The organism is Microbacterium sp. NPDC057741, from assembly GCF_042798735.1.
GTDB lineage: Bacteria > Actinomycetota > Actinomycetes > Actinomycetales > Microbacteriaceae > Microbacterium.
Genome location: NZ_JBHVJW010000001.1, coordinates 1,112,506 through 1,136,896, shown reverse-complemented (window position 1 = coordinate 1,136,896; position 24,391 = coordinate 1,112,506). Strand labels below are relative to the sequence as shown.

The window sequence follows — 24,391 nt, the reverse complement described above, 5'->3', positions numbered from 1 at the left end:
TCAGTCTCTCTTGAGGCTTCGCACTTCAGCGGCGGACGGGTACGTGATGAGCACGGCCCGATGCTTGCCGTTCTGAACGAACATGCTTCCGGCTGCCGCGGCTGACGCCCCGGCATCGAGACCCTGGCGGAAGTCCTCGAGCGAGGAAGCACCGCCGAGGGCGATCACCGGCACGGTCACGGACTCCGCGACCGTCGAGATGAGTTTCAGATCATAGCCGGAGAAGGTGCTCTCACGGTCGATGGACGAGACGATGAGCTCGCCTGCGCCGAGAGCCTGCGCACGTCGGGCCGCCTCATCGGGAGCGAGACCGGTCTTCTTCGATCCGCGTGCCGCGAAGGTGTCCCAGCCGCCGGTCAGCTTCTTCTTCGCGTCGATGCTCACGACGGTGCTGGAGGAGCCGAGCGCATCGGCGACCTCGCCGATCAGATCGGGTCGCGTGAACGCTGCCGTGTTGAGCACGACCTTCTCGATCCCGATGCCGGTGATGCGCTGCGCCTCCGCAGCCGATGAGACGCCGCCACCGTAGCCGACCGGCATGAAGGCCTCGCTGGCGATCTCCTCGATGAGCGTGTAGTTGACGCCAGTGCCCTTGACGGACGCGTCGATGTCGCAGATGACGAGTTCGTCGACCTGCTTCTCGTTGAAGATGCGCACGGCGTTGATCGGATCGCCGATGTACTTGTCGCCGCGGAACTTCACGGGCTTGACGAGATAGCCGTCGCTGACGAGGAGGACGGGGATGACGCGGGGGAAGCTGCTCATAGGTCGGCGAAATTCCTCAGGATGACCATGCCGAAGGCGTGGCTCTTCTCGGGGTGGAACTGGGCACCGATCACATTGTCGCGACGGATCATCGAGGCAAACGACGCTCCGTAGGTGGTGGTAGCCAGCACGTCCTCCTCGCGCTCGGGCACGACCCGGTAACTGTGCACGAAGTAGAACCGGTTCTCATCGGGCAGCGACGCGAGCACGGGATCCTCGTGCCGCCGGGACACCTCGTTCCACCCCATATGGGGCACTCTTAGCCCAGGGGCGTCTTCGAAGCGCAGGCTGCGTCCCGGGATGAGGCCCAGTCCCTTGCTGACGCCCTCCTCGCTGGAGTCGAGCAGGAGCTGCATACCCAGGCAGATGCCGAGCAACGGGCGCCCAGAGGCGGCGAACTCCCGCAGCGCATCCGACAGCCCGGCATCCTGCAGGAGCGCAGTGCCTTTGTCGAACGCGCCCACACCGGGCAGGAGGATCCGGTCCGCGGCCAGGATCTCGTCGGGCGTGCTGACCCGGTTGTTCTGGGCGCCGACCCGCTTGAGCATGTTGGCCACGGAGCCGAGGTTGCCCAGCCCGTAGTCGACGATCGACACGCTCATTTCTTGAGGTGCAGTCGCTTCAGGACGCCGTTGACCAGCCACGCTCCGCGCATGACGATGGCCCAGGACTTCTCCGAGGTCGGGTAGGCGTTGTAGGGGACCGGGGGCTTCGCGAAGATCTCCTCGAGCTCGGCGACGGAGACTCCGAGCTTCTTGGCGATGAACTCGTGGTCCTGCTCGCGCAGCTGTTCGGGATAGTTCTCGGTCTCCATCAATCCGAGCGCTTCATCCCGGGTGATCTGGTGGGAGACGATGAGCGAGGAGTAGTGCGCGAGACGCTTGTCGAATCCGAACTTGTGCGGCAGGTAGTAGCCCTGGAAGTAGCGGGTGAAGACGGACTCGTAGTGCTTCCCGCCGTAGTCGCGCCAGCCGACGCGCTCGGTGATGTCTCTCTTGGCGTCCGTGTACACATAGGGCATCAGGTTCAACGGTCGCACCGTCTTGATCCCGACCACCATTGGATACCAGATGTGCCGACGGAACATGCCCATGACAGGGTAGGACTTCAGCTTCACGGTTCCGAAGCGCTTCTGGATCGCCTTCAGGTGCTTGGCGTCGTCCGAGCTGTAGCCCCACGCACGGGGGAGGATCGACTCGCTGGCGTAGTTCGATCCGGACAGGATGTATTTGATCCCGTACTTCCGCGCCTGCTGGAATGCGACGTAGCCGAAGGCGTGGTCCGTGGGGATGTCACAGTTCGCGACCGAGGCCTTGAAGAAGGACAGCTGGAGGTCCTTCATCTCTCGCCAGTCGACGACGTGCGTGTACAGGTCCACGCCGAGCGTCGTGACGAGGTTCTGGATGTTCCCGACCGCGAGCTCGGAGTTCCAGCCGCTGTCGAAGTGCACGGCCAGGGGGCGCAGCCCCAGCTCCACGGCCTTCATCAGCAGGTAGGTGCTGTCCACGCCGCCGGAGACGCCGACGATGCAGTCGTAGGGCTTACCTTCTCCGGCCTTCTTGATCTCTGCGACCATCGCCTCGAGCTCGGGCAGTGCCTCACCGGCGAGGGCCTTGTCGACCACCTTGCCCATGAAGACGTCGTAGTTCGTCGCGTGGTTGCTGACGCCGTGCTCATCGAATGTGATGTCCGGATCGGTGGTGTCCATGATCGTGCGAGTGCATCGCTGGTAGGGACGTGTGTCACCCGTCATTCCGGGGGCCTCCATGAAGGTAGAGATGAGAAGGTGGAGATCAGTGGCGTGGTCGAACCACAGCGCGTCGAGAGATCAACGCCTCACGATATCATCGGGGGTTGTGTCAGAGTCTCAGCCTGCATCCATCGGTGGCCGCCGACCGCGAATCCTCAGCATCTCCTTCTCCCCACTGACGACGGACGCTCGCGTGCTGCGTCAGATCGCGGTACTCGCGGAGGCGGGGGAGGTCACCACGGTCGGATTCGGCGGAACGCCTGCGGGTGCGGCGCACCACATCGAGGTCTCCGCGGGGCTGCCCTCGTTGCCGCAGACGCCGCTCGGCGTGCTGAAGCTCGCTGTCCACGCGCACGGTGCCGCCGAGTTCGCGGCGCCGGCCATCGCCGCGGCGCGAGAATCGCTGTCCGGGCAGAGCTTCGACCTCGTCGTCGCGAACGACGCGCGTGCCCTGCCGCTCGCCTTCGACGTCGCGCAGGGCGCCCCGGTGTGGGCCGACATGCATGAATGGGCGCCCGAAGAGCAGACGCACATCCTGAGCTGGCGCCTGCTGGTCGCTCCGTTCATGACGGCGCTGTGCCGCAAGTATCTTCCTCGGGCCGCGGCCGTCACCACGGTCAGCCCGTTGATCGCCGAGCTGTACGAGAAGGAGTTCGGGGTCACGACGGCCGTGGTGCGCAACGCACGCGACTACGTGGAACTGTCGCCGAGTCCGATGGTGCCCGGGCGCATCCGACTGGTCCACAGCGGCGTCGCCGTGCCTGAGCGATGCATCGAGTCGCTGATCGATGCCACCCTGGGGCTCGACGAGCGTTTCACGCTCGACCTATTTCTAGTGGCGCCTGAAGACGACCCGTATCGCGCCTCTCTGGTGAAGCGCGCCGGCGCTTCGGAGCGCATCACGTTCCATCCCGCGGTGCTGCCGCATGAGCTCCCGGCGGCGCTCAACGAGTTCGACCTCGGCGTGTATCTGCTCAAGCCCACGACGACCAATCATCGCTTCATGCTGCCCAACAAGTTCTTCGACTTCGTGCAGTCCCGTGTGGGCATCGTGTTCGGGCAGGCGATCGAGATAGATCGGCTCATCGCCGACCACGGTCTGGGCGTCACGGTGCACGGTTTTGAGACCGATGATCTCGAAACCGCGCTGAGTGCGCTGACACCGGACGACGTCGCCGGATTCAAGCGGGCATCCGACCGTGCTGCGAAGGAGTTGAGCTCGGCGGTGGACGCCGACGTGCAGCGGGACGTGCTGCGCCGTCTGCTCGGCTGACCGCTCCGGGGATCAGGCGAGCCCGGCGAGGGCGGCCTGATGCGCGAAGTCGGGCACCGAGGCCACGAGTTCATCGAACGTGCCGGAGGCCATCACCTCGCCGTCGCGCATGAAGAAGATGCGGTCCGCGTGGCGGATCGTCGAGAGGCGGTGCGCCACGACGATGAGCGTGCGGTCGCCACTGAGTTCCGTGATCGATTGCGAGACGGCGGCCTCCGTCTTCGTGTCCAGTGCACTCGTCGCCTCGTCCATGACGAGCACGAGAGGATCGATGTAGAGCGCACGCGCGATGCCCAGGCGCTGCTTCTGCCCGCCGGACAGCGAGAGTCCGCGCTCGCCGACCTGCGATTCGATCCCGCCGTCGCGCTTGGAGACGATCTCCCACACCTGCGCCTGCTCGAGGGCGCTCTGAACGCGCGCGGGATCGTAGTCCTTCGCCCAGGTGAGCGCGACGTTCTCGGCGATCGTGGAATCGAAGAGCGCCACGTCCTGGGGCACGTATCCCACGCGATCGCGCCATGCGCGGGTCAGCTCCGTCATCGGCACATCGTCGATGCGAATTGTGCCTTCGGTCGGTTCGAGCAGGCTCAGAAGCAGATCCACCATCGTCGACTTGCCGGAGCCGGACGACCCCACGAACGCGACGAAGGACCCGAACGGGATCTCGAGGGAGACGTTGCTCACTGCGGGCGCCGCATCCGGCGAATATCGGAAGGTCACCTCCTCGAGGACGATGGACTGCGGCTTCGACGGCACGGGGCGCGAAGGGCGTCCTGACGAGGTCGCTACCAGTGCCTCGGTCTCGTGGAGCTCTTCGATCACGCGACGTGGGTAGGCCGCGGACGCGAGCATCGTCGACATGATCGACTGGAAGCGCGTCACGGACGGAGCCATCCGGAAACCCGCCAGGCCAAAGAGGGCGACCGCCGTGATCGCGGCCTGCTGACCTCCGAGGAGGAAACCGGCCCCGCCGATGACGATGAAGCCACCGATGATCCCGGATTCGAGAACGTACCGGGGCACTTGGCCGAGGAAGTAGGTGTTTGCACGAGCCCGCGAGCTCTCCTTGCGCGACGCCTCGACCACATCCGCAACGGTGTCCTCGCGATTGCGGAGCGCGATCTCCTTCATCGTCGACATGATCTCCAGGATCAGCCGGGAGGTGCGGATCGTCGCCTTCATGTTGACGTCGCCCGCCAGGCGTGCATGCTTCGCGATCCACAGATAGAGGACGGCGCCGAGCAGGAACATGTAGACGAGGGTGATCACCGCGATGCCCGGCTGAACGATGGCCAGCGTCGCGACGACGACGACGAGGCTGACTGCCTCTCCCAGCAGCGTCGCCCCGGGCAGCAGGAACGTGTTGATCATCACGTCGACGCCACCGTCACTGAACCTCAGCATGTCCGAGGAGTTCTTCTTCAGGCGGAGCGTCCACGGTGCGTGAATGTAAGCGCGGAAGAGCCGGTCGCCAACCGCGACCTGATACCTGATGATCCTGCGGGTGCCCCACCACATCACGAGGGTCGCGATGAGACCCTTGGTGATCATCAGCCCGCAGATCACCAAGATCGCGATGATCACCCCACCGAAATCCAGTTCGCCGATGAGCGGGAGAACCACGGGAGTTCCGGCCGCCAGCGGCCCGATCACAAGAGCGAGGAGTCCGAGCGCGGCGGCATCGAAGATCGCGAGGGACGCGAGCAGCCAGGAATAGATCGTGAGGAAGCGGCGGGCTTCGGCGGGCAGCTCTGCGACCACCTGGCGGTACAAGCCGAACATTGACTTCATGAAACTCCGAACCTCCGGCGTCATCGGAACGTGGATGACTGTGGAAGTCTATCCGCGGCCTAACAGGGAGAACTCCGCATGGTACGGTTGCGGACTGGTTGCGGGGGGAGTCTCGAGTTGGGTCGTCAACAGGCCATGCGCATCGTCATCATCAGTCGGATCTTCACTCCGGAGCCCGCGGCGGCGTCGTTCCTGCTCCGCGCGACCGCTGAGGCTTTCCGTGATGCCGGCCATGAGGTCGAGGTGCTCACCAGTTCCCCACCCGCCTCTGCCTCCGGCGCCGACCCCGACGGCGTGGAGGTCCGCCGCGCACGCGTCAAACGCGATCGCCAAGGATATGTACGCGGATATGTCTCCTACATGTCCTTCGACATCCCGGCATTCTTCCGCCTGCTCTTCTCACGTCGCTCCGATCTCTACCTCGTGGAGCCCCCTCCGACCACTGGCGCGGTGGTGCGGATCGTCGCCTGGCTGCGGCGGACACCGTACGTCTATGACGCGGCCGACCTGTGGTCGGACGCTGCCGGAGTCGTGACGTCGTCGACCGTCGTCCTCGGCGCTCTTCGCGCGGTCGAACGTTTCGCGATGCGCGGTGCGGCGCATGCCTTCGCGATCTCACAGGGGTTGATCGAACGGATGCGTCAGATCGGCATCGAAGTGCCTGCGACGGCGGTCGGCTTCGGCACGGACACCTCCTCGTTCCGATACACACCCCAGGAGCCACCTGTTGATCCGGTGTTCGTCTACCCGGGCTCGTACTCCGAGTGGCACGGAGCGGAAGTGTTCCTCGATGCGTTCGCCGGTGTGCGAGCCGCGTATCCGCAGGCCCGGCTGATCTTCATCGGAAACGGCTCGGAGCAGCCGCGGATGCGGGAGAAGATCGCCGAATCGGGTCTGTCCGGCGTGGAGTTCCATGACCCTGTGCCGCCCGAGCAGCTCGCGACGGTGCTGAGCGCCGCGACGGCTTCGCTCGCGAGTCTGAAGCCCGATGCCGGATACGACTATGCGTTCACGACCAAGGTGTACGGCTCCCTGGCGTCCGGCTGCCCTGTGGTCTTCAGCGGCGTCGGGCCGACCGCGCCGTTCCTGCGCGCCGAGTCGTCGCATCACCCCGTCGGGGTTGCTGTCGAGTGGGATGCTGATGCCGTCCGAGAGGCGATGCTCAGCGCCGCGGCCGCGCCGTTGCCGGAGGCAGGACGGGTCGAACTCGCCGCATGGGCCTCCGAGCGCTATGCGCTCTCCACGGTCGCCTCGCGCATCGTCGCGCAGTCGGAGCAGATCGTCCGCGGACGCTCCTGAGTCAGGGCGCAGACGGATCCCCTACGATTGTGGGTGTGAAGATCGCTGTCGTCGCCCTCGGAAAGATCGGGCTTCCCCTCGCCGTCCAGTTCGCCTCATCCGGTCACGACGTGATCGGCGTCGACGTCAACCAGAAGGCGGTCGACTCAATCAACGCCGCGAAGGAGCCGTTCCCCGGGGAAGCGGAGCTGCAGGAGCGGCTTGAGGAGCTGATTCCCGCGGGGCGCCTGCGCGCGACCACCGACTACGCCGAGGCGATCCCCGGCGCCGACGCCGTCGTGCTCGTCGCCCCGGTCTTCGTGAACGACGAAACCTGGGAGCCGGACTTCAAGTACATGGATGCCGCGACGAAGTCGCTGGCCGAGCACCTGACCCCCGGCACCTTCGTCTCCTACGAGACGACGCTGCCTGTGGGCACCACGCGCACCCGCTGGAAGCCGATGCTGGAGGAGGGCTCCGGCCTCACCGAGGGCGTCGACTTCCACGTCGCGTACTCGCCGGAGCGCGTGCTCACCGGTCGTGTCTTCGCCGACCTGCGCAAGTACCCCAAGCTCATCGGCGCGCTCTCCGACGAGGGCAACCGCCGCGCACGCGAGTTCTACGAAGCCGTGCTGCAGTTCGACGAGCGCCCTGACCTGCCCCGACCCAACGGCGTGTGGGATCTCGGCTCGACCGAGGCGTCCGAGATGGCGAAGCTCGCCGAGACCACGTACCGCGACGTGAACATCGGCCTGGCGAACCAGTTCGGCGTCTTCGCCGCGAGCCATGGCATCGACGTGTACAAGGTGATCGAGGCCTGTAACTCGCAGCCCTACAGTCACATCCACCGGCCCGGCATCGCGGTCGGTGGGCACTGCATCCCGGTGTACCCGAGGCTGTACCTGTCGACCGACCCGGATGCCGACATCGTGCGCGTCGCGCGCAACTTCAACGCCTCCATGCCTGAGCGCCTGGTCGCACAGGCCGCAGGCGTCCTCGGCGACCTGACCGGGCGCCGTGCGGTGGTTCTGGGCGCCGCATACCGCGGGGGAGTGAAGGAGACCGCGTTCTCGGGAGTGTTCCCGACCGTCGCCGCGCTGAAGCAGCGTGGCGCCGAGGTCTTCGTGCACGACCCTCTGTACACCGACGACGAGCTGCGCGGACTCGGGTTCGAGCCGTTCGCCATCGGGGATGCTGCCGAACTCGCGATCCTGCAGACCGACCACGCCGACTACAAGACCATCGCTCCGGCACATATCCCCGGGATCAAGCTGCTCGTCGACGGCCGCAACGCGACCGACGGCGCACTCTGGGCGGGAACTCCGCGAATCGTCGTCGGCGCCGCCGGCTGAGGAGCCCTCCGCTGACCGACACCGCCGTCAGATCGGCACCGGCCGCGCCGCGCCGCGCCCGGGCAGCGGGGTTCCGTCCCGATGTCCAGGCGCTGCGTGCCGTTGCCATCCTCGCAGTCCTGCTGAACCACCTCTGGCCGCTGCGGCTCACCGGCGGATACGTCGGGGTCGACGTCTTCTTCGTGATCTCGGGATACCTGATCACGGCGCATCTGCTTCGAGAGGTGTCCTCGACGGGGCGGATCGCGCTCGGGCGGTTCTACGCGCGGCGAGTGCGGCGCCTGCTTCCGGCGGCGCTCCTGGTGCTGCTCGTCAGCGCCGTCGCGACATTCGCGCTGCTGCCGTACCCGCGTTGGGAGCGCACTGGCGCGGAGATCCTCGCCAGCGCGACCTACGTCGAGAACTGGTTCCTCAGCGCGATGAGCGTGAACTACTCCGCGTTGAACGACCTCGCCACGCCGGCGCAGCACTACTGGTCGCTCTCGGTGGAAGAGCAGTTCTACCTCGTCTGGCCGCTGCTGCTCCTCGGCGTGTGGCGGCTCGCCCGCCGGAGGTCATCGGATCCGCGGAAGACTGCGGCGATCGCCCTTGGCGTGCTCGTCGTGGTCTCGCTGGGCCTCAGCGCGTACACCACGGCCGTCGCGCCCAGCCACGCGTACTTCGTCACCTACACGCGCGCATGGGAGTTCGGCATAGGAGGGCTCATCGCCCTGCTGCCCTTGGCACGGCTTCCGCGCGTCGCCGGCGACCTCCTGTCCATCGGCGGCTTCGCTGGGATCGCTGTCGCCGCCGTAATGTACGGCCCCACGACGCCGTTCCCCGGGGTCACCGCACTCCTGCCGGTGCTCGGCACGGCCGCTGTGATCCTGGCGGGAACAGGCGGTACGCGCCTGCTGCACACGCCGCTCACCTCCTGGCGTCCGGTGCAATGGTTCGGCGATGTCTCGTATTCGCTCTATCTGTGGCACTGGCCTCTGATCGTCCTGGTGCCGTTCCTGCTCTCCGGTACCCTCTCGACGGCCATGAAGCTCGGCATCATCGTTGTGGCGCTCGTGCTGGCAGACTTCACCCGGCGGTTCGTGGAGGTGCCAGGGCAGCGCTGGTCCCTTCTCCAGAACTCGTCGCCCAGAACCTTCGCGGCCATGCTGCTCTCGATGGCGCTCGTCGCTGTGGTCTCCGTGGCGCTCATCGGTGCGGGAACGTTGCGGAAGAACGCTGATGTCCCACCGGCGACGGTCACGGTGCAGGCCTGCGTCGGACCGCAGTCGCTCGAGTCGGGCGCTTCTTGCGACGATCCGTTCGACTCCGTGGCCGAACCCGTGATGGGTCCGGTCAACGCGTACTTCTACACACCTCCGAGCTGCTCGAGCGTGCCCGATCTGCTCCCGCTCGGTGGCCGCACGGCGACTGTGAGGTGCGACTTCAGCGCGGGGAAGAAGGCAACGGCGGAGGTCTGGCTGGTCGGTGACTCGCACGCCGAGCAGTGGAAGGGACCGATCCTCGACCTCGCGCGCGCCCGAGGTTGGGTCGTGACGACCAGTTTCGGGGGCGGGTGCCCCGTCACAGACGCGCCGTATATCGGGTTCCGTACCGCTGCCCCGTCTGCTGACCGCGACAGTTGTCGTTCGTGGGCCGGGGCCGTTCAGGAAGAAGTGGTGCAGCAGCATCCTGACATCGTGTTCACTTCCTCCGCCGGCCGAGTGCAACTGGTGGATGATGGCACCGGAAGAGCGCAGCGGGATCAGTTCGTCGACGGACTGGTGCGCGCGTGGACACGCTGGGCGGATGCCGGAACCACCGTCATCCCGCTCGGCGGAGTGCCGTTCAACGGTGAGGTGCGCGACCCGAACTGTCTGGTCCTCAACCGCAACGCTCCGCTTGCCTGCGCAGTTCCGGCCGAGGACGCCAACCCGCCGGATCCTTATCTGCTCGCGGCGGATCGGATTCACGACGCGCGAGTGCGCGCGTTCGACGCGTCGCCCTATTTCTGCGCCGAAGGTCGCTGCTACGCGGCTGTCGGCGGCATTGCGACTTACTACGACGCCGATCATCTGAACCTCGACTACGTGCGCCGTCTCGCTCCGATGCTCGCGGCTGTGGTCGACGCTGTGAAGGGCTGAGGCATGACCCCGATACGATTGATCTCATGGATCTTCTCGTCGTAGGGTCGGGTTTCTTCGGCCTCACCATCGCCGAACGTGCAGCGGATGCCGGGCGCAAGGTGGTAGTCATCGACCGCCGCCCGCACATCGGTGGGAACGCGTACAGCGCGCCCGAGCCCGAGACGGGGATCGAGGTGCACCAGTACGGGGCGCACCTGTTCCACACGTCGAACCCGACCGTGTGGAAGTACGTCAACCGGTTCACCACCTTCACGAATTACGTGCACCGCGTGTACACCACGCATAAAGGTACGGTGTTCCCGATGCCGGTGAACCTCGGCACGATCAACCAGTTCTTCCAGTCCGCCTACACGCCCGATCAGGCGCGGGCACTGGTCAAGGAACAGGCCGGCGAATTCGACGTCAAGACGGCGGCCAACTTCGAGGAGAAGGGCATCGCCCTTGTCGGGCGCCCGCTCTTCGAGGCGTTCTTCCGCGACTACACGGCGAAGCAGTGGCAGACCGACCCGCACAAGCTCTCTGGCGACATCGTCAGCAGGCTGCCCGTGCGCTACACCTACGACAACCGCTACTTCAACGACACCTGGGAAGGGTTGCCGACCGATGGCTACACGGCCTGGATCGAGCGGATGGCGGACCACCCGAACATCGAGGTGAAGCTCGGCATCGACTTCTTCGACGAGTCGCAGCCGCTGAACAAGAAGGCCGTCGTCGGGCAGGTGCCGGTCGTGTACACCGGTCCCGTGGACCGGTACTTCGACTACGAGGAGGGCGCGCTCTCCTGGCGCACGCTGGACTTCGAGCAGGAGGTGCTCGGCACGTCCGACTTCCAGGGAACCCCGGTCATGAACTACCCGGATCTGGACGTGGCGTACACCCGCATCCATGAGTTCAAGCACTTCCATCCCGAGCGTAAGGAGCTCTTCGAGCAGGATCGCACCGTCATCATGCGCGAGTTCTCCCGATTCGCGAACCGTGACGACGAGCCGTACTACCCGGTGAACACCCCGGCCGACCGCACCGGCTTGCTGGCGTACCGCGAGCGCGCCAGGGGCGAGCAGGACGTGCACTTCGGCGGGCGCCTCGGCACCTACCAGTACCTCGACATGCACATGGCCATCGGCTCGGCGCTGTCGATGTGGCGCAACGACCTGACCGAGTTGCACGGCTGAGATGACGATGACGGTGGGGGCGCCGGGTACGCCCCGGCGCTACTTCCACTCGCTGTGGCTGCTGTCGGCCCGTGATCTGAAGGTCCGGTACTCGACCAGCGCACTCGGCTACCTGTGGTCGGTGCTCGATCCGCTGGTGATGAGCGCGATCTACTGGTTCGTGTTCACGCAGGTGTTCCACCGCAGCGCGGGAGAGCAGCCCTACATCATCTTCCTGATCAGCGCGCTGCTGCCCTGGGTGTGGTTCAACAGCTCGGTCGGTGACTTCACCCGTGCGTTCAAGAAGGACTCGCGGCTGGTGCGCTCGACGGCCATACCGCGCTCGATCTGGGTCAATCGCATCGTGCTCAGCAAGGGCATCGAGTTCCTGTTCTCGCTCCCGGTGCTGGTGATCTTCGTCGTCGTGAACATCATGGTGGAGAAGAACCCCGAGTTCACCGCGCACGTGGGGTGGGGCATCCTCTGGTTCCCAGTGGCCGTCTTGTGGCAGACGGTACTCCTGGTCGGCCTCGGCCTGCTGGTGGCCCCGCTCTGCGCCCTGTACACCGATCTGGAGCGCACGACCGCGCTCATCCTTCGTGCGCTGTTCTACGCGACGCCGATCATCTACAGCGTGCGCGATCTGCCGGGCGCGTTTGAGACCATCGGCGCGTTCAACCCGCTGGCAGGCATCATGTCGCTCTACCGGATGGCGTTCTTCCCCGACCAATGGGATCTCAAGGTGATCCTGATCGGCGCCGCGGTCACGCTCGTCATCTTCGTGCTCGGCGTCTGGACGTTCCGTACGCTCGAGCGTCCCGTCTTGAAGGAGCTGTGATGACCGCCGCAATCGAGGTCGACGGGCTCGGAGTCCGGTTCCGACGGAACCGGCGGGGACGCCGGTCGCTGAAGGACCTGTTCGCCGGTGCCAGCCGTCGCTCCCGGCCCGGAGAGTTCTGGGCGCTGCGCGACGTGACGTTCACCGTCGCGCCCGGCGAGGCGATCGGCGTCGTGGGACGCAACGGTCAGGGCAAGTCCACCCTGCTGCGCCTGGTCGCCGGAGTCCTGCTGCCCGATGAGGGCGCGGTGACGGTGAACGGCGGAGTCGCTCCTCTGATCGAACTGACCGGCGGATTCGTCGGCGATCTGACCGTGCGCGAGAACGTGCGACTCACCGCGGGCCTGCACGGCATGTCCAAGGAGGAGATCGCGCGTCGCTACGACGGGATGATCGCCTTCGCCGAGCTCGAGGACTTCCAGGAGACGCCCTATAAGCATCTCTCCAACGGGATGAAGGTGCGGCTGGCGTTCTCCGTCGTGTCGCAGCTGGAAGAGCCGATCCTGCTCGTCGACGAGGTGCTCGCCGTCGGCGACAAGGCGTTCCGCGACAAGTGCTACACCCGCATCGACGAACTGCTTGCAGAAGGCCGCACGCTCTTCTTCGTCAGTCACAACGAGCGCGACCTGCGCCGGTTCTGCACTCGAGGGCTCTACCTGAACAAGGGCGCCCTGGTGCTGGACGGGCCGATCGGCGAGGTGCTTGACCGCTACAACGCAGAGAGCGCTGCGGCCTGAGACGACGGGACGAGGTTCCTCTCAGAGCCCGACGAGCTGCTTGAGAGACTGCTTCGCCGAGGTCGCCGAGGTGAGCGCGGCATCAGTGCTGGTGCCGTTCGCATACGCATCCTGCAGTCGCGACAAGGCGTTGAGATAGGCTGCGCTCTTGGTCTGCCACTCGGCCGCGATCGAGGACGGGGCGACCGAATCGGAGAGCCGCTCGGCATCCTGTCGCAACTGGTCGACGACTTGCACCGCGTCCTGACCGCTCATTCCCGAGAGCATGCGCAACCCGGTGTCGGCGTCCGTGATCACCGGGCGGACCTTGTCGCGGAACACTTCGAGGCTGGGGTCTCCGACCGGCGGAGGCGTCTGCGGGGGTGTCGTCGGCGTAGGTGCTGGCGTGGTCGGTGTCGGGGTCGACGTGACTGTGGGCGACGCGCTCGCGGTTGGTGTCGGCGTCGGTGTGTCCGTGGAGTCTGGCGAAGGTGCTGTCCGCGGCAAGAAAAGCAGGAACAGGACCACGGCGATGGCGACCGCGGCGACGGACAGCCCGATGATCAGCCACACCCGGCCGGGATGCCGCTTCTGCTCCGGCGGAAACGACCCGACGTACTCCGGTTCGTGTGATTCCATGTCAGGACTCCAGCGGAGCCATCGGCCGCCAACTGCGATCGCGGCCGATCCTCCCGCCGTCACGCAGCCCGCGGAACAGGTTGCTCGTGCCTCGGACGGTGCGCTCGACGAACGCCAGGCGAATGAGCTCCTTGAAGAAGGTCAGTGTCGTGCCCGCTCCGAACAGCACCGGGTTGTAGGCCCCATTCGCGCGGTAGTAGTGCTTGATGAAGGCCCGGTTTCTCATGATGTAGTACCGGTAGGCGTTGCTGGACGCGTTCAGGTGGCGGATGCCGAGATCCCACTGCACGATCTCGCGGGTGCGGCGCAGCACGAACTCGTCAACGATCACCGCCGTCGTCCGTCGCGACGCGAGCCAGCCGTAAAGCTGGTCATCCCAGTAGATGAAGAAGCGGGGATCGGGAAGGCCGATCTCCTTCACGATCGACCGGTGGATGAACATGCCCTCGAAGCATCCGCTGTTCATCTCCTTGAACCCGGTGTCGTCAAAACCGGAGGGTGCGAACGGGATGGGGATGCCCATGCGCTCAGCAATGCGGTACTGCCAGTAGAACTCGCTGCCGTCGTAGTCGTAGCGGCGACCCTGGATGCTCTTGAACCGCTCGGACCAGTGGCCCATGCGGGCGAGGCCGTCGGGAAGCACCTCGACATCGTCGTCCATCATCCAGATCCACTCGGAGCCGAGCTCGTACGCGGTGCGCATGCCTTCGCTGAAGCCGCCGGAACCGCCCGTGTTGGTCTCGAGGCGGCGATACACGATCTCCGTGCCGAGATCGGCGCGGAACGACTCGACGACCTCCGTCGTGTCATCGGACGAGGCGTTGTCGATGATCACCACACGACCCGGCTTCGGGTCCATCGTGCGGATGCTGGTGAGCAGCCCCTGCAGCAGGTGCGAGCGGTTGAAGGTGACGATGACGATCGCCGCGGAAGCGGGATCGAACGGGGCGGCGGTCAAGACTGCTCCTCGAACGTGTGCTGCCATGCGGCGTCGGAGACGAGGTCGGGAAGCGCCTCGCGATACTCCTTCTGCAGCTGGGGCCAGCGACGTCGCAGCTGCCAGTGCAACCGCACCGTCTCGGTGAGCATCTGGCGGAACTTCAGGCGATCGCGGGTGTAGATATTCTTCCCGGAACCGTCGGCCGCGCTCACCAGAGCGCTGTCGAATGCGGGGAGGCGCCACCAATGCGCATCCTCCTTGCCGAACTCGACTTCGGGCTGCGAGACGTTGGCGGGGTCGGGGTGATGGAACCAGTGCCTGACAAGCGTGGCCGCAGTGAACCATCGCAGCTTCATCCCGGTGGGGCTGTCGAACTCATTCTGCTTGCGCACCTTGTACACCCGGCGTCCCTTGCGGGAGTGCAGGACGACGGCGGGGTCGCGGTGCACCACGGTCTCGGGGAAGTCGGCGGCGAGCGACCTTGCCTCCGGCATCGCGTTACCCAGATTGCCTCGCATATGGGACGGCCCGGACAGCACATCGCGCAGGGCTCGCGCCCGCAGCGCCGCGGGATAGTACTGCATCATCATGAGGTGCTTCAGATCGACCCTGCGGCTGTGCACGAGCAGGCGTCCGCCGCGCGGCGCGTTCGAGTGCAAGAGTCCGGCCACGATGCGGTTGCGGGCGTGGAAGTAGGCCTGCCAGTCGATCGAGTCGTCCTTGTTCACCCAGGACACGTGCCAGAGCGCCACGCCCGGCAGGGAGACGGTGGGGAAGCCGGCCTCGCCGGCGCGGAGGCAGAACTCCGCGTCATCCCACTTGATGAACGCGGGCAGCGAGAGACCGACCTCACGGATCGCGGCCACCGGGATGAGGCACATCCACCAGCCGTTGTAGTCCGCATCCATGCGCATGTGCAGCAACGGTGACTGACGCAGGTTCGCGACGCCGAAGTCGTGTGGCAGCTTCTCCTGGAAGAGATTGCGCCACATGAACGGGCTCTCATCGACGACCTCGGCCCAGCCATGCAGCTTGGGGCGGTCCAGCAGATCGAACATGTGCCCGCCGACGAGCATCGGATTCGTGCTGTATCGCGCGAACACGATCGACCGGCGCAGGGATTCGGGCTCCAGTCGCACGTCGTCGTCGAGCAGCTGCACGAAGTCGCTCTCCGGACGCTGCAGGGTCTCGTGCATCGACCGTGCGAAGCCACCGGAACCGCCGAGGTTCGGCTGGCGGATTACCGAGAGAGTCTCGCCGAGCCGCCCGGCGACATCGTCGAAGCCCTCCTGTTCGGCGACGAGCTGGGTGCCCTGATCGACGAGGAAGATGCGGTCGATGAGTTCGAGGGCATCCGGCGCGTCGGCGAGTGCCTGCAGCGTCTCGACGCAGTAGTCGGGCTTGTTGTACGTCGTGATGCCGAGCGAGGCCTTGCCGGAGCGCGCCGGCTCTTGCTCGGTCGTCCACTCCGCGCCCTCGAGCACAGCGTGCTTCTCGTCAGCGACGACGTCGAACCAGATCCAGCCCCCGTCGGAGTACTCCGTCAGGGGCAAGTCAAAGGACGTCTCGGCCTCACCGCTCACCTCGCGATCGTCGACGCGCTGGCGAACGCCCGAACCGTTGGACCGGTACACCAGGATCGTCGCGGGTCCAGTGGTCCGCACCGTGAGGCGCACTTCGCGGACACTGGTCCAGTGCTGCCAGTACGACGCGGGGAAGGCGTTGAAGTAGGTGCCGAGCGAGACTCGTCGTCCGGCGACGATGCGCGCCCTGTTCCGGCCGAGGATGTTGCCCAGGTGCGCACGATTCGAGACGCGCACGGGCTCTTCGTCGATGACCGACCAGGTCTCGGGGTCGGCGTAGAGCGGCAGCAGGTCCGGATCGCGGTCGAGGGGGAACACGACGTTCTGCAGCACATGAGTCACGGAGGACAAGCCTACCGGGGGAACGCTGAGATCCTCGTGCGGGCGTCAGCGCGCGTCATTCGGCCGCCAGATGCATCCGGAGTGAGGCTCGCCAATCCGAAGGCGCGAAGCCGGTCAGCTCGATCCTGCTCAGGTCGAGCACACTATTGCGCGGTCGCGGTGCGACCGCGCCGGATGCGCCGGCGTGATACTCCGCGGTCGTCACCGGAGTGATCCGCGCGGCGTCGTGCCCGCTGTCTTCGAAGACCAGACGCGCGATGTCCGCCCAGCTGGCCGGGTCGCCTCCGCTGGTGAGGTTGTAGGTGCCGTACGGCGCCTCGCTGTCGAGGAGGTGCCGGATGCCACGGGCGATGTCCGAGGCGAACGCGAGGCGCCCGACCTGGTCGTCGATCACCTTCGGGTCGATGCCTCGCTCGGCGAGCGAGGCCATCGTACGCACGAAGTTGCCGCCGTCACCGATGACCCAGCTGGTGCGGACGATGTAGTGCCGTGGAGCAGTCTGGACGGCGAGGTCGCCGGCGGCCTTGGACTGCCCGTAGACGCCGAGCGGGCTGACCAGGTCGTCCTCCCGGTACGGACGAGCCGATGTGCCGTCGAACACGTAGTCGCTGGAGACATGGACGAGGGTGAGCCCGTTTTCGGCGGCGATGCGCGCGAGTGCGGCGGGCGCGGCCGCGTTCGCGGCCCACGCTACAGGGCGCCCCTCGGACGTCTCGGCCTGGTCGACGGCGGTGTGTGCGGCGGCGTTGATGATCACGCCGTATTCCCGCCAGCGACGGGCAGCGGCGAGACCCGGGCCGGTGATGTCGAGGTCGACGCGGGTCGCGTACTCGATATGCGACGCATCGCCGAATTCCGCGCGGAGCGCTCGCCCGAGCTGTCCGTTCGCACCGAGCACGAGGATCTTGCGCGGGGCGATCGGTGTCACGTCGGCGAGACGGGGGTGGGTGCGGTCCTTCTCCGAGATCTCGGCATCGTCGAGCGGGACGGGCCAGTGGACGGCGACAGTCTCGTCGGTGAGGTTCAGGAACGCGTACTCGGTGTTCTCAGCCGACCAGTGGTCGTTGACCAGGTAGGTGTACGCAGTGTCGGCCTCGAGGGTCTGATACGCGTTGCCCACCCCACGGGGGACGAAGATCGCCCGGGACGGGTCGAGCTCGGCGGTGAAGACCGTGCCGAAGGTCGGGCCTTCGCGAAGATCGACCCAGGCGCCGAAGACGCGGCCCGTGGCCACCGAGATGAACTTGTCCCACGGCTCGGCATGGATGCCTCGGGTGGTGCCGACGACATCATTGAACGAGATGTTGTTCTGCATGGGACCGAAGTCGGGCAGGCCGGCGGCGACCATCTTCTCGCGCTGCCAGTTCTCCTTGAACCAGCCGCGGCTGTCGCCGTGAACAGGGAGATCGAACACGACCAGTCCGGGGATCGGTGTCTGAGTGGCGGTCAGCGCCTTGCCGAAGTCGATGCTCACTGGCCCTGCTTCGCGTAGAAGGCCTCGGTCACGTCCTTCGCGCCGGCCCACCACGCTTCGTTGTCGCGGTACCAGTCGACGGTCGCGGCCAGGCCGGCCTCGAAGTCGCCGTACTTCGGCATCCATCCGAGCTCGGTGCGCAACTTCGTGGAGTCGATCGCATAGCGCAGGTCGTGCCCGGCGCGGTCGGTGACGTGGTCGTACGCATCGGGATCCTGCCCCATCAGAGTCAGGATCAGCTCGACGACGGCTTTGTTGTCCTTCTCACCATCCGCACCGATCAGATACGTCTCGCCTATGCGGCCCTTCTCCAGGATGGTCAGCACAGCGGAGGAGTGGTCGTCGGCGTGGATCCAGTCCCGCACGTTCTGCCCAGCACCGTACAGCTTGGGTCGGATGCCGCGGATCACGTTGGTGATCTGACGCGGGATGAACTTCTCCACGTGCTGGTACGGACCGTAGTTGTTCGAGCAGTTCGAGATCGTCGCAGCCACGCCGAACGAGCGCCCCCAGGCGCGGACCAGCAGATCGGAGCCGGCCTTGGTCGAGGAGTACGGCGAAGACGGGTTGTACGGGGTGGACTCGGTGAACCGCGCCGGATCGCCGAGGGCGAGGTCGCCATAGACCTCGTCGGTGGAGATGTGGTGGAATCGCACCCCGTGCCGGCGCACCGCCTCCAGCAGCGTGTACGTGCCGATGATGTTCGTGTCCAGGAACGGACGCGGGTCGCGCAGGCTGTTGTCATTGTGCGACTCGGCCGCGTAGTGCACGACCGCGTCGGCATCCGCGACCAGGGAGTCCACGAGAACCGCATCGGCGATATCGCCGTGAATGAACGCCACCCGGTCGTCGGGAAGCCCCGCCAGCGACGCGCGATTGCCCGCATAGGTGAGTTTGTCCAGCACCGTGACGTGATGGTCGGTGTGCGCCATGACATGGTGCACGAAGTTGGAGCCGATGAACCCGGCACCGCCGGTGACCAGCAGGTTCATCGATCGCCCCGATCGAGCAGGTCCAGCAGATAGGAGCCGTACCCCGACTTCACCAGCTTCAGCGCGCGTTCGCGGAGCCGTTCATCGGTGAGAAAGCCCTGGCGCCACGCGACCTCCTCCGGTGCGCCGATCTTCATGCCCGTGCGGCGCTCCATCGTCCGGACGTAGTCCGCGGCATCCGTCATCTGATCGAACGTGCCGGTGTCGAGCCAGGCGGTGCCGCGCGGCAGCACCTCGACCTGCAGCTTCCCGCGCTCCAGGTACGCGCGGTTCACGTCGGTGATCTCGTACTCGCCGCGGGCGCTCGGCTTCAGGCCGCGCGCGATCTCGACGACATCGTTGTCATAGAAGTAGAGCCCCGGGACGGCGTAGTTGCTTTTCGGCGCCGCTGGCTTCTCCTCCAGCGACACCGCCGCCCCGGAGGCGTCGAATTCGACCACACCGTACGCGGACGGTTCCGCAACCCAGTACGCGAACACCGCACCGCCGTCGATCTTCGCGAACCGCTTCAGCTGTCGACCGAGTCGGGGCCCGTAGAGCAGGTTGTCACCGAGCACCAAGGCCACGCTGTCATCGCCGATGAAGTTCGCGCCGATCGTGAAGGCCTGCGCCAGGCCATCCGGCGACGCCTGCTGCGCGAAGCTCAGCGAGATGCCGAACTGCGATCCGTCACCCAGCAGCCGCTCGAAGTGAGCCGCGTCGTGGGGAGTCGTGATCACCAGGATGTCGCGGATGCCCGCAAGCATCAACGTCGACAGCGGGTAGTACACCATCGGCTTGTCGTACACCGGGATGAGCTGCTTCGACACCCCCAGTGTGATCGGATGCAGCCGCGTCCCAGAGCCCCCCGCAAGAATGATCCCCTTCACGGAGCCATCTTCCCACAACGATTGACGGCGTCGACGGGGATCTCAGCCTGCAGGCAGCGTCGGCATCGTGCCCGTATGCGCGGCGTCGATGTTCTCGCGCCACGATCTCGTCTGTCCCGCGCGCAGGGCGCACAGCACGAGCATGAACCAGCCGGCGCCGACGAGCGTGAAGCTCTCGAACATCGAGTCGATCGCCAGCGTCACCAGCACCAGGGGAGTCCAGGCGTAGACGACGGAGCGACGGACGCTGGCCACCAGCCAGGAGCGGACGAGCGCGACACCGCCGAGTGCGAGGAACAGCACCAGACCCAGCCAGCCCAGCTGCAGCAGCACATCGAAGTACGCGTTCAGCGCGCTCTGGTGCTGCTGATCGAGCAGGCTGTTGATGAAGATGAACGGGAAGGCCGATTCGCGCCAGGCCCCGACCCAGCCGTAGCCGAGGATCGCGTTGTCGGGTACGAAGTCCAGGATCGTGTTCCACAGGTCCGCGCGCATGGAGAAGTCGGACCCGGCATCCAGCAGCTGGATGATCTGATGCCGGCGCAGGAACGCGGCGATCAGCCCGACCACCACGACGCCGCCGAGCGCCCACTGCACCATGTCGCGGCGTTCGGCAGTGGCATGCCGGACGATCATGAGCGCGAGGGTCGCGACCCCGACGCCGGCGGCGAGGACGACGACGGTCGGTGATGCCGACAGCAGGGCGAGGAAGGCGCCCAGTGCGACGGAGCCCAGCGCGACGGGCGTCGAGACGGATCTCGTGCGCCACTCGATGACGAACGTGATCAGAGCGATCACGGCGACGAAGCCGAGCATGTTGCGCGTTCCGAAGATGCCCTGGATCGGACCGCCCGTGGCGATCGCGCCCTCGATGCCGAGCCGCTGGAAGGGCACGTCGAGCAGGATGCCGGAGAGCACCTCGAGCGCGAGCGAGACGATCAGCAGCCAGCGCAGAGTGTCGCCGAGCGCGCGCACCGTCTGCAGTGTGTCGCGCACGTGACCGACCGTGATCGCGAGCACCGAGTATCCGAGCAGCGACGCCCAGCCCGTCAGTGTGTCCGAACGGTCGGAGCTCCACACCACGCTGAGCAGCGCCAGCGCGAGGAACCCCAGCAGCGACGTCGGGGCCAGTCGCAGCAGGCTCAGTTCGTCCCGTCGTGCGAACAGCACGGCGATGCCGATGAGGGACAGCACGACGACGACCGTGGCGAGTGTGAGCGGTGACGTGAGGCGCTCGATCGCGAAGGCGCCGAACACCGCGATGAGCACGGCGATCGTGTACGCCCTGGCGAACTCGGCGGATGCGAGCAGGCGCGCAGGATGCCGGAGGTCGGTCATGGCACCTGCCGCGCCTGCTCACCGCGTGCGAGGACCGAGGACCGCTCGTCGAGCCCGACACCCACGAGCGGCACAGCCTTGATCTTGAATGAGAACATCACGAGCAGCATCCACCCCCACAGCATGATGGGCGCGGATTCCGCCAGCCCCTCGACCAGCAGTGTGGCGACGACCATGGTCGGCAGCAGCGAGAGCGGCGAGTAGGGTCGCTTGGCGTCGAGGTCCCAGCGCGGTCGGTCCACGGCGAAGAACCAGGCGCGCCAGGCGAGCGCCGCCCAGGCGGTGAGCATCAGAAGCACGCCGACGATGCCGAGCTGGAAGAAGACGTCCAGCCACATGTTGTGCGCGTGGAAGACCGTGAGCTTGTGGTCGACGATCCAGCCGGCGAAACCTGGGTCCCACGGCACCCAGGGGGAGGAGTAGCCGTTTCCGATCACCGGATGCGTGATCGCGCGCTCCCAGACCTTGGCCCAGATCTCGAACCGGCCGGTCATGTCGGAGTCCTTGCCGAACGCGGCCAGCACCTGATCGCGCAGCAGGAAGCCACCGGCGACCCCGGCGACCACGACCAGGGCGGAGCCGACGTAGATCGCCGTGCGCTGCGAGGGGCGCCGCGCACTGCGCATCAGCAGGGCGATCACCAGCACCACACCTGCGGCGACGCCGCAGAGCACGCTCGTCGCCGACGCGGCCTTGTAGAGCAGGATCACCGCGACGACGGCCCAGGCGATGAGGGCCCCGCGTCGGCGCGCCCTCGATGCGTACAGCACGCCGAAGACCATCAGCGCGAGCAGGCACATCATCGAGAGCGTGTGCGCGTTGCCGACGATGCCCTGGATTCGCCCGTCATTGAACAGGTTGCCGCGCACCCAGTAGATGTGCGGATCGATCTTGCCCGCAGGCAACGCCACGAAGTTCGGCAGGATCGGATGCCGCAGCACGAGAGCCACCCAGAGCTCGATCGCGAGGGAGAGCCCGAGGATCCACTTCAGTGCGCTGGACAGTGCTCGCACCAGTTCCTGCCAGGTGAGCATCGTCGCGGCGAACAGCGCGTTGATCGTGACCGCGACCCACAGCGCCCAGGTCATCAGGGTGGCGCTCGGCCACTCCGACCAGATCACCGAGAGCAGGGCGAAGGCGCCGTAGCCGAGCGCGACCCAGGGCAGTCGTCGCCACGGAAAACGCGTGGGCCGCTGGCGCACGATGGCGGGGATCCAGATGCCCAGGATGCCCGCGGTGAGCAGCGCCATCGCGACCACGGCGCCGGTGGACCCGAGCAGGTTGAAGACCGCCGTGTGCGCGAGAGTCGCGAAAAGAGTGAGGACGATGTACCCGCGCAGCATGAGGTGCCCGGTGGTCTCCCGCTCGGGAGCCGTCGGTGCGGGGGATGCAGGGTGCTTGCTCAATTGGGCCATCGCGTTTCAGGCTACCGCGCGCGGGCCCGCGAACCCCTGTGTGGCCGGTGCGGCGCGGCATCCGCTCCCGGTCGTCCTACCCTGGTGATCATGCTGATGCGACTGACGAACGTGCCGCGGGACTACGCCTGGGGATCCACCACTCTGCTGGCCGCGCTCGAGGGGCGCGCGCCTTCGACCGCGCCGGAGGCGGAGGTCTGGTTCGGAGACCACCCCGGAGACCCCGCCGAACTCGCCGACGGTCGCACGCTCGACGCCGTCACCGGGGGGACGCTGCCGTACCTGCTGAAGCTGCTCGCCGCGGGCGCCCCGCTGTCGATCCAGGTGCACCCGACGAAGGAGCAGGCACGGGCGGGCTTCGCGCTCGAGGCGGGGCTGCCGGCCGACGACCCGCGGCGCAACTACCGTGACGACAATCACAAGCCGGAGCTGATCGTCGTGCTGAGCGATCGGTTCGAGGCTCTGGCCGGCCTGCGATCGGCGGACGCGACGCTGCGGCTGCTCCAGGCGCTCGGCGACAGCGCGGGTGTCAGTGCACTGCGCGCGAGGCTGACCGGCGACGGTGACGTGCTGCGCGACGCGATCGGCTGGGTGCTCTCCGGCGATGCGCAGACGGAGGTCGAAGATGTGATCGCGGCGCTCGCCGCAGCGGAGTCCGAGGAGTTCGCCACCGAGCTCGAAGTCGTTCGCTCGGTCGCCGACCAGTATCCCGGTGACCCCGGTGTGGTCGTGGCGCTGCTCATGAACGTGGTCGTGCTGTCACGCGGCGAGGGCGTGTTCCTGCGCGCGGGCCTGTTGCACGCGTACGTGTCCGGGTTGGGCGTGGAGATCATGGCGGCGAGCGACAACGTGCTGCGCGGGGGCCTGACGCCGAAGCACATCGACGTGGCCGAGCTCCTGGCGATCCTGGACACCACCCCGGGGGATGTGCCCGTTCTGCGCCCTGACAGCGGCGCCGTCACGAGTTACGAGGTACCCGTCTCGGATTTCGCTCTGCGTCGGATCGAGCTGGACGGTGGCGAGCTCGTGCTCGACGCGCACGGCCCGTCCATGGTGCTCGCGACAGCCGGGGACATCCTCGTGCGCGGCGCCGACGGTGAGACGGTCGCCGCACCGGTGGGCACCGCGGTCTTCGCTTCGGCGGGGGAGAACCGGCTCGTGCTCAGCGGCGTCGGCGAAGCGTTCGTCGCTCAGCCCGGCGCGGCCGCCTGACCTCCTGAACACGGGGCGACACGCCCGCGCGACACGCCGGAAAGGGCGCAATGAACCTTCAAGACCCGGTTGAGGGTTTACTATCCGCGACTTGACCCAGCCGAATGACACGGGTGTAATTACTAGTGCACGGCCCGAGGGGGGCAAGGCAAAGTGTTGGGAGATCGAGATGACGGGTTACCGTTCGGAAGTTCCCGACAACTGGTACGTCGATCCGGTCGATCTCGGCGTTCCTGGGGTCAGGCAACCGGAAGAGGATGACAACGCACTCGCATGGCAGGCCGACGCACTCTGCGCGCAGGTCGACCCTGAGGCGTTCTTCCCCGAGAAGGGCGGATCCACTCGCGACGCCAAGCGCATCTGCAGTTCCTGCAACGTCCGGGGCGAATGCCTCGAGTACGCGCTGAACAACGATGAGCGCTTCGGCATCTGGGGCGGACTGTCCGAGCGGGAGCGGCGCAAGCTGAAGCGACGCGCCGGCTGAACCCGAACCGCGACCCCGCTTCTCGGGGCGCGCCGGGTGCGCTCACCGCTGACGGTCCACCGTCTG

21 protein-coding genes are annotated in these 24,391 nt (G+C 66.6%); 9 read left to right on the top strand and 12 right to left on the bottom strand.

Annotated features, from left to right (window positions below; translation table 11 throughout):
* The 3 genes from ACFVDO_RS05455 to ACFVDO_RS05445 are packed head-to-tail and all read right to left on the bottom strand — an operon-like array spanning window position 1 to window position 2,518.
* Entirely contained in the window at window positions 1–765 is a 765-nt protein-coding gene (locus ACFVDO_RS05455) for an AglZ/HisF2 family acetamidino modification protein (RefSeq protein ID WP_378856877.1), read from the bottom strand.
* On the bottom strand, window positions 762–1,367 hold the full coding sequence (gene hisH, locus ACFVDO_RS05450) for an imidazole glycerol phosphate synthase subunit HisH (protein WP_378856875.1): 606 nt from the start codon (window positions 1,365–1,367) through the stop codon (window positions 762–764). The genes ACFVDO_RS05455 and hisH overlap by 4 nt, the downstream gene beginning before the upstream one ends.
* On the bottom strand, window positions 1,364–2,518 hold the full coding sequence (locus tag ACFVDO_RS05445; RefSeq protein WP_378856873.1) for an N-acetyl sugar amidotransferase: 1,155 nt from the start codon (window positions 2,516–2,518) through the stop codon (window positions 1,364–1,366). The genes hisH and ACFVDO_RS05445 overlap by 4 nt, the downstream gene beginning before the upstream one ends.
* Window positions 2,519–2,708: 190 nt before the next feature.
* Between ACFVDO_RS05445 and ACFVDO_RS05440 the strand changes: the two genes are divergently transcribed.
* Window positions 2,709–3,788 carry a glycosyltransferase gene (locus ACFVDO_RS05440; protein WP_378856871.1) on the top strand — a complete coding sequence of 360 codons (1,080 nt, stop codon included), beginning with the start codon at window positions 2,709–2,711 and terminating at the stop codon, window positions 3,786–3,788.
* A 12-nt stretch (window positions 3,789–3,800) separates the two neighbouring features.
* On the opposite strand, the gene ACFVDO_RS05435 is transcribed toward ACFVDO_RS05440, so the two are convergent.
* Complete coding sequence (locus ACFVDO_RS05435; RefSeq protein WP_378856869.1) at window positions 3,801–5,579, bottom strand: ABC transporter ATP-binding protein; 1,779 nt, start codon at window positions 5,577–5,579, stop codon at window positions 3,801–3,803.
* Between the two features lie 135 nt (window positions 5,580–5,714).
* Between ACFVDO_RS05435 and ACFVDO_RS05430 the strand changes: the two genes are divergently transcribed.
* Genes ACFVDO_RS05430 through ACFVDO_RS05405 form a run of 6 tightly spaced genes read left to right on the top strand, consistent with a single transcriptional unit; the run spans window position 5,715 to window position 13,058 of the window.
* The gene (locus tag ACFVDO_RS05430) at window positions 5,715–6,878 is read left to right on the top strand and encodes a glycosyltransferase family 4 protein (protein ID WP_378856867.1); all 1,164 of its coding nucleotides are present in this window, start codon (window positions 5,715–5,717) and stop codon (window positions 6,876–6,878) included.
* Window positions 6,879–6,913: 35 nt separating this feature from the next.
* Window positions 6,914–8,209 (top strand): nucleotide sugar dehydrogenase, encoded by a 1,296-nt coding sequence (locus ACFVDO_RS05425; RefSeq protein ID WP_378856865.1) that lies wholly within the window; start codon window positions 6,914–6,916, stop codon window positions 8,207–8,209.
* Window positions 8,167–10,329, top strand: a complete 2,163-nt coding sequence (locus ACFVDO_RS05420; protein ID WP_378857066.1) for an acyltransferase family protein — start codon at window positions 8,167–8,169, stop codon at window positions 10,327–10,329. Before ACFVDO_RS05425 ends, ACFVDO_RS05420 begins: the two co-directional genes overlap by 43 nt.
* 26 nt (window positions 10,330–10,355) lie before the next feature.
* Window positions 10,356–11,504 carry a UDP-galactopyranose mutase gene (glf, locus tag ACFVDO_RS05415; protein WP_378856863.1) on the top strand — a complete coding sequence of 383 codons (1,149 nt, stop codon included), beginning with the start codon at window positions 10,356–10,358 and terminating at the stop codon, window positions 11,502–11,504.
* Window position 11,505: 1 nt separating this feature from the next.
* Complete coding sequence (locus tag ACFVDO_RS05410) at window positions 11,506–12,321, top strand: ABC transporter permease (RefSeq protein WP_378856861.1); 816 nt, start codon at window positions 11,506–11,508, stop codon at window positions 12,319–12,321.
* A complete protein-coding gene (locus ACFVDO_RS05405; protein WP_378856859.1) occupies window positions 12,321–13,058 on the top strand; it encodes an ABC transporter ATP-binding protein in 738 nt (245 codons plus the stop codon). Before ACFVDO_RS05410 ends, ACFVDO_RS05405 begins: the two co-directional genes overlap by 1 nt.
* A gap of 21 nt (window positions 13,059–13,079) precedes the next feature.
* Here the strand turns inward: ACFVDO_RS05405 and ACFVDO_RS05400 are convergent, their stop codons facing one another.
* The 8 genes from ACFVDO_RS05400 to ACFVDO_RS05365 are packed head-to-tail and all read right to left on the bottom strand — an operon-like array spanning window position 13,080 to window position 22,629.
* Window positions 13,080–13,676: a hypothetical protein gene (locus ACFVDO_RS05400; protein WP_378856857.1), complete on the bottom strand. Its 597-nt coding sequence runs from the start codon at window positions 13,674–13,676 to the stop codon at window positions 13,080–13,082.
* A gap of 1 nt (window position 13,677) precedes the next feature.
* Entirely contained in the window at window positions 13,678–14,634 is a 957-nt protein-coding gene (locus ACFVDO_RS05395; protein ID WP_378856855.1) for a glycosyltransferase, read from the bottom strand.
* Window positions 14,631–16,541 (bottom strand): glycosyltransferase, encoded by a 1,911-nt coding sequence (locus tag ACFVDO_RS05390; protein ID WP_378856853.1) that lies wholly within the window; start codon window positions 16,539–16,541, stop codon window positions 14,631–14,633. Before ACFVDO_RS05390 ends, ACFVDO_RS05395 begins: the two co-directional genes overlap by 4 nt.
* A gap of 55 nt (window positions 16,542–16,596) precedes the next feature.
* Window positions 16,597–18,015, bottom strand: coding sequence for a dTDP-4-dehydrorhamnose reductase (rfbD, locus tag ACFVDO_RS05385; protein WP_378856851.1), 1,419 nt, complete (start codon window positions 18,013–18,015; stop codon window positions 16,597–16,599).
* Entirely contained in the window at window positions 18,012–19,007 is a 996-nt protein-coding gene (gene rfbB / locus ACFVDO_RS05380) for a dTDP-glucose 4,6-dehydratase (RefSeq protein WP_378856849.1), read from the bottom strand. The genes rfbD and rfbB overlap by 4 nt, the downstream gene beginning before the upstream one ends.
* Window positions 19,004–19,876, bottom strand: coding sequence for a glucose-1-phosphate thymidylyltransferase RfbA (rfbA, locus tag ACFVDO_RS05375; RefSeq protein ID WP_378856847.1), 873 nt, complete (start codon window positions 19,874–19,876; stop codon window positions 19,004–19,006). Before rfbA ends, rfbB begins: the two co-directional genes overlap by 4 nt.
* Before the next feature lie 42 nt (window positions 19,877–19,918).
* Window positions 19,919–21,214: an O-antigen ligase family protein gene (locus tag ACFVDO_RS05370; RefSeq protein WP_378856845.1), complete on the bottom strand. Its 1,296-nt coding sequence runs from the start codon at window positions 21,212–21,214 to the stop codon at window positions 19,919–19,921.
* Complete coding sequence (locus tag ACFVDO_RS05365) at window positions 21,211–22,629, bottom strand: O-antigen ligase family protein (protein ID WP_378856843.1); 1,419 nt, start codon at window positions 22,627–22,629, stop codon at window positions 21,211–21,213. The genes ACFVDO_RS05370 and ACFVDO_RS05365 overlap by 4 nt, the downstream gene beginning before the upstream one ends.
* 90 nt (window positions 22,630–22,719) lie before the next feature.
* Here ACFVDO_RS05365 and manA point away from each other — a divergent pair, with 90 nt between their 5' ends.
* On the top strand, window positions 22,720–23,841 hold the full coding sequence (gene manA, locus ACFVDO_RS05360) for a mannose-6-phosphate isomerase, class I (protein ID WP_378856841.1): 1,122 nt from the start codon (window positions 22,720–22,722) through the stop codon (window positions 23,839–23,841).
* Between the two features lie 169 nt (window positions 23,842–24,010).
* On the top strand, window positions 24,011–24,325 hold the full coding sequence (locus ACFVDO_RS05355; RefSeq protein ID WP_378857064.1) for a WhiB family transcriptional regulator: 315 nt from the start codon (window positions 24,011–24,013) through the stop codon (window positions 24,323–24,325).
* Window positions 24,326–24,391 lie beyond the last annotated feature (66 nt).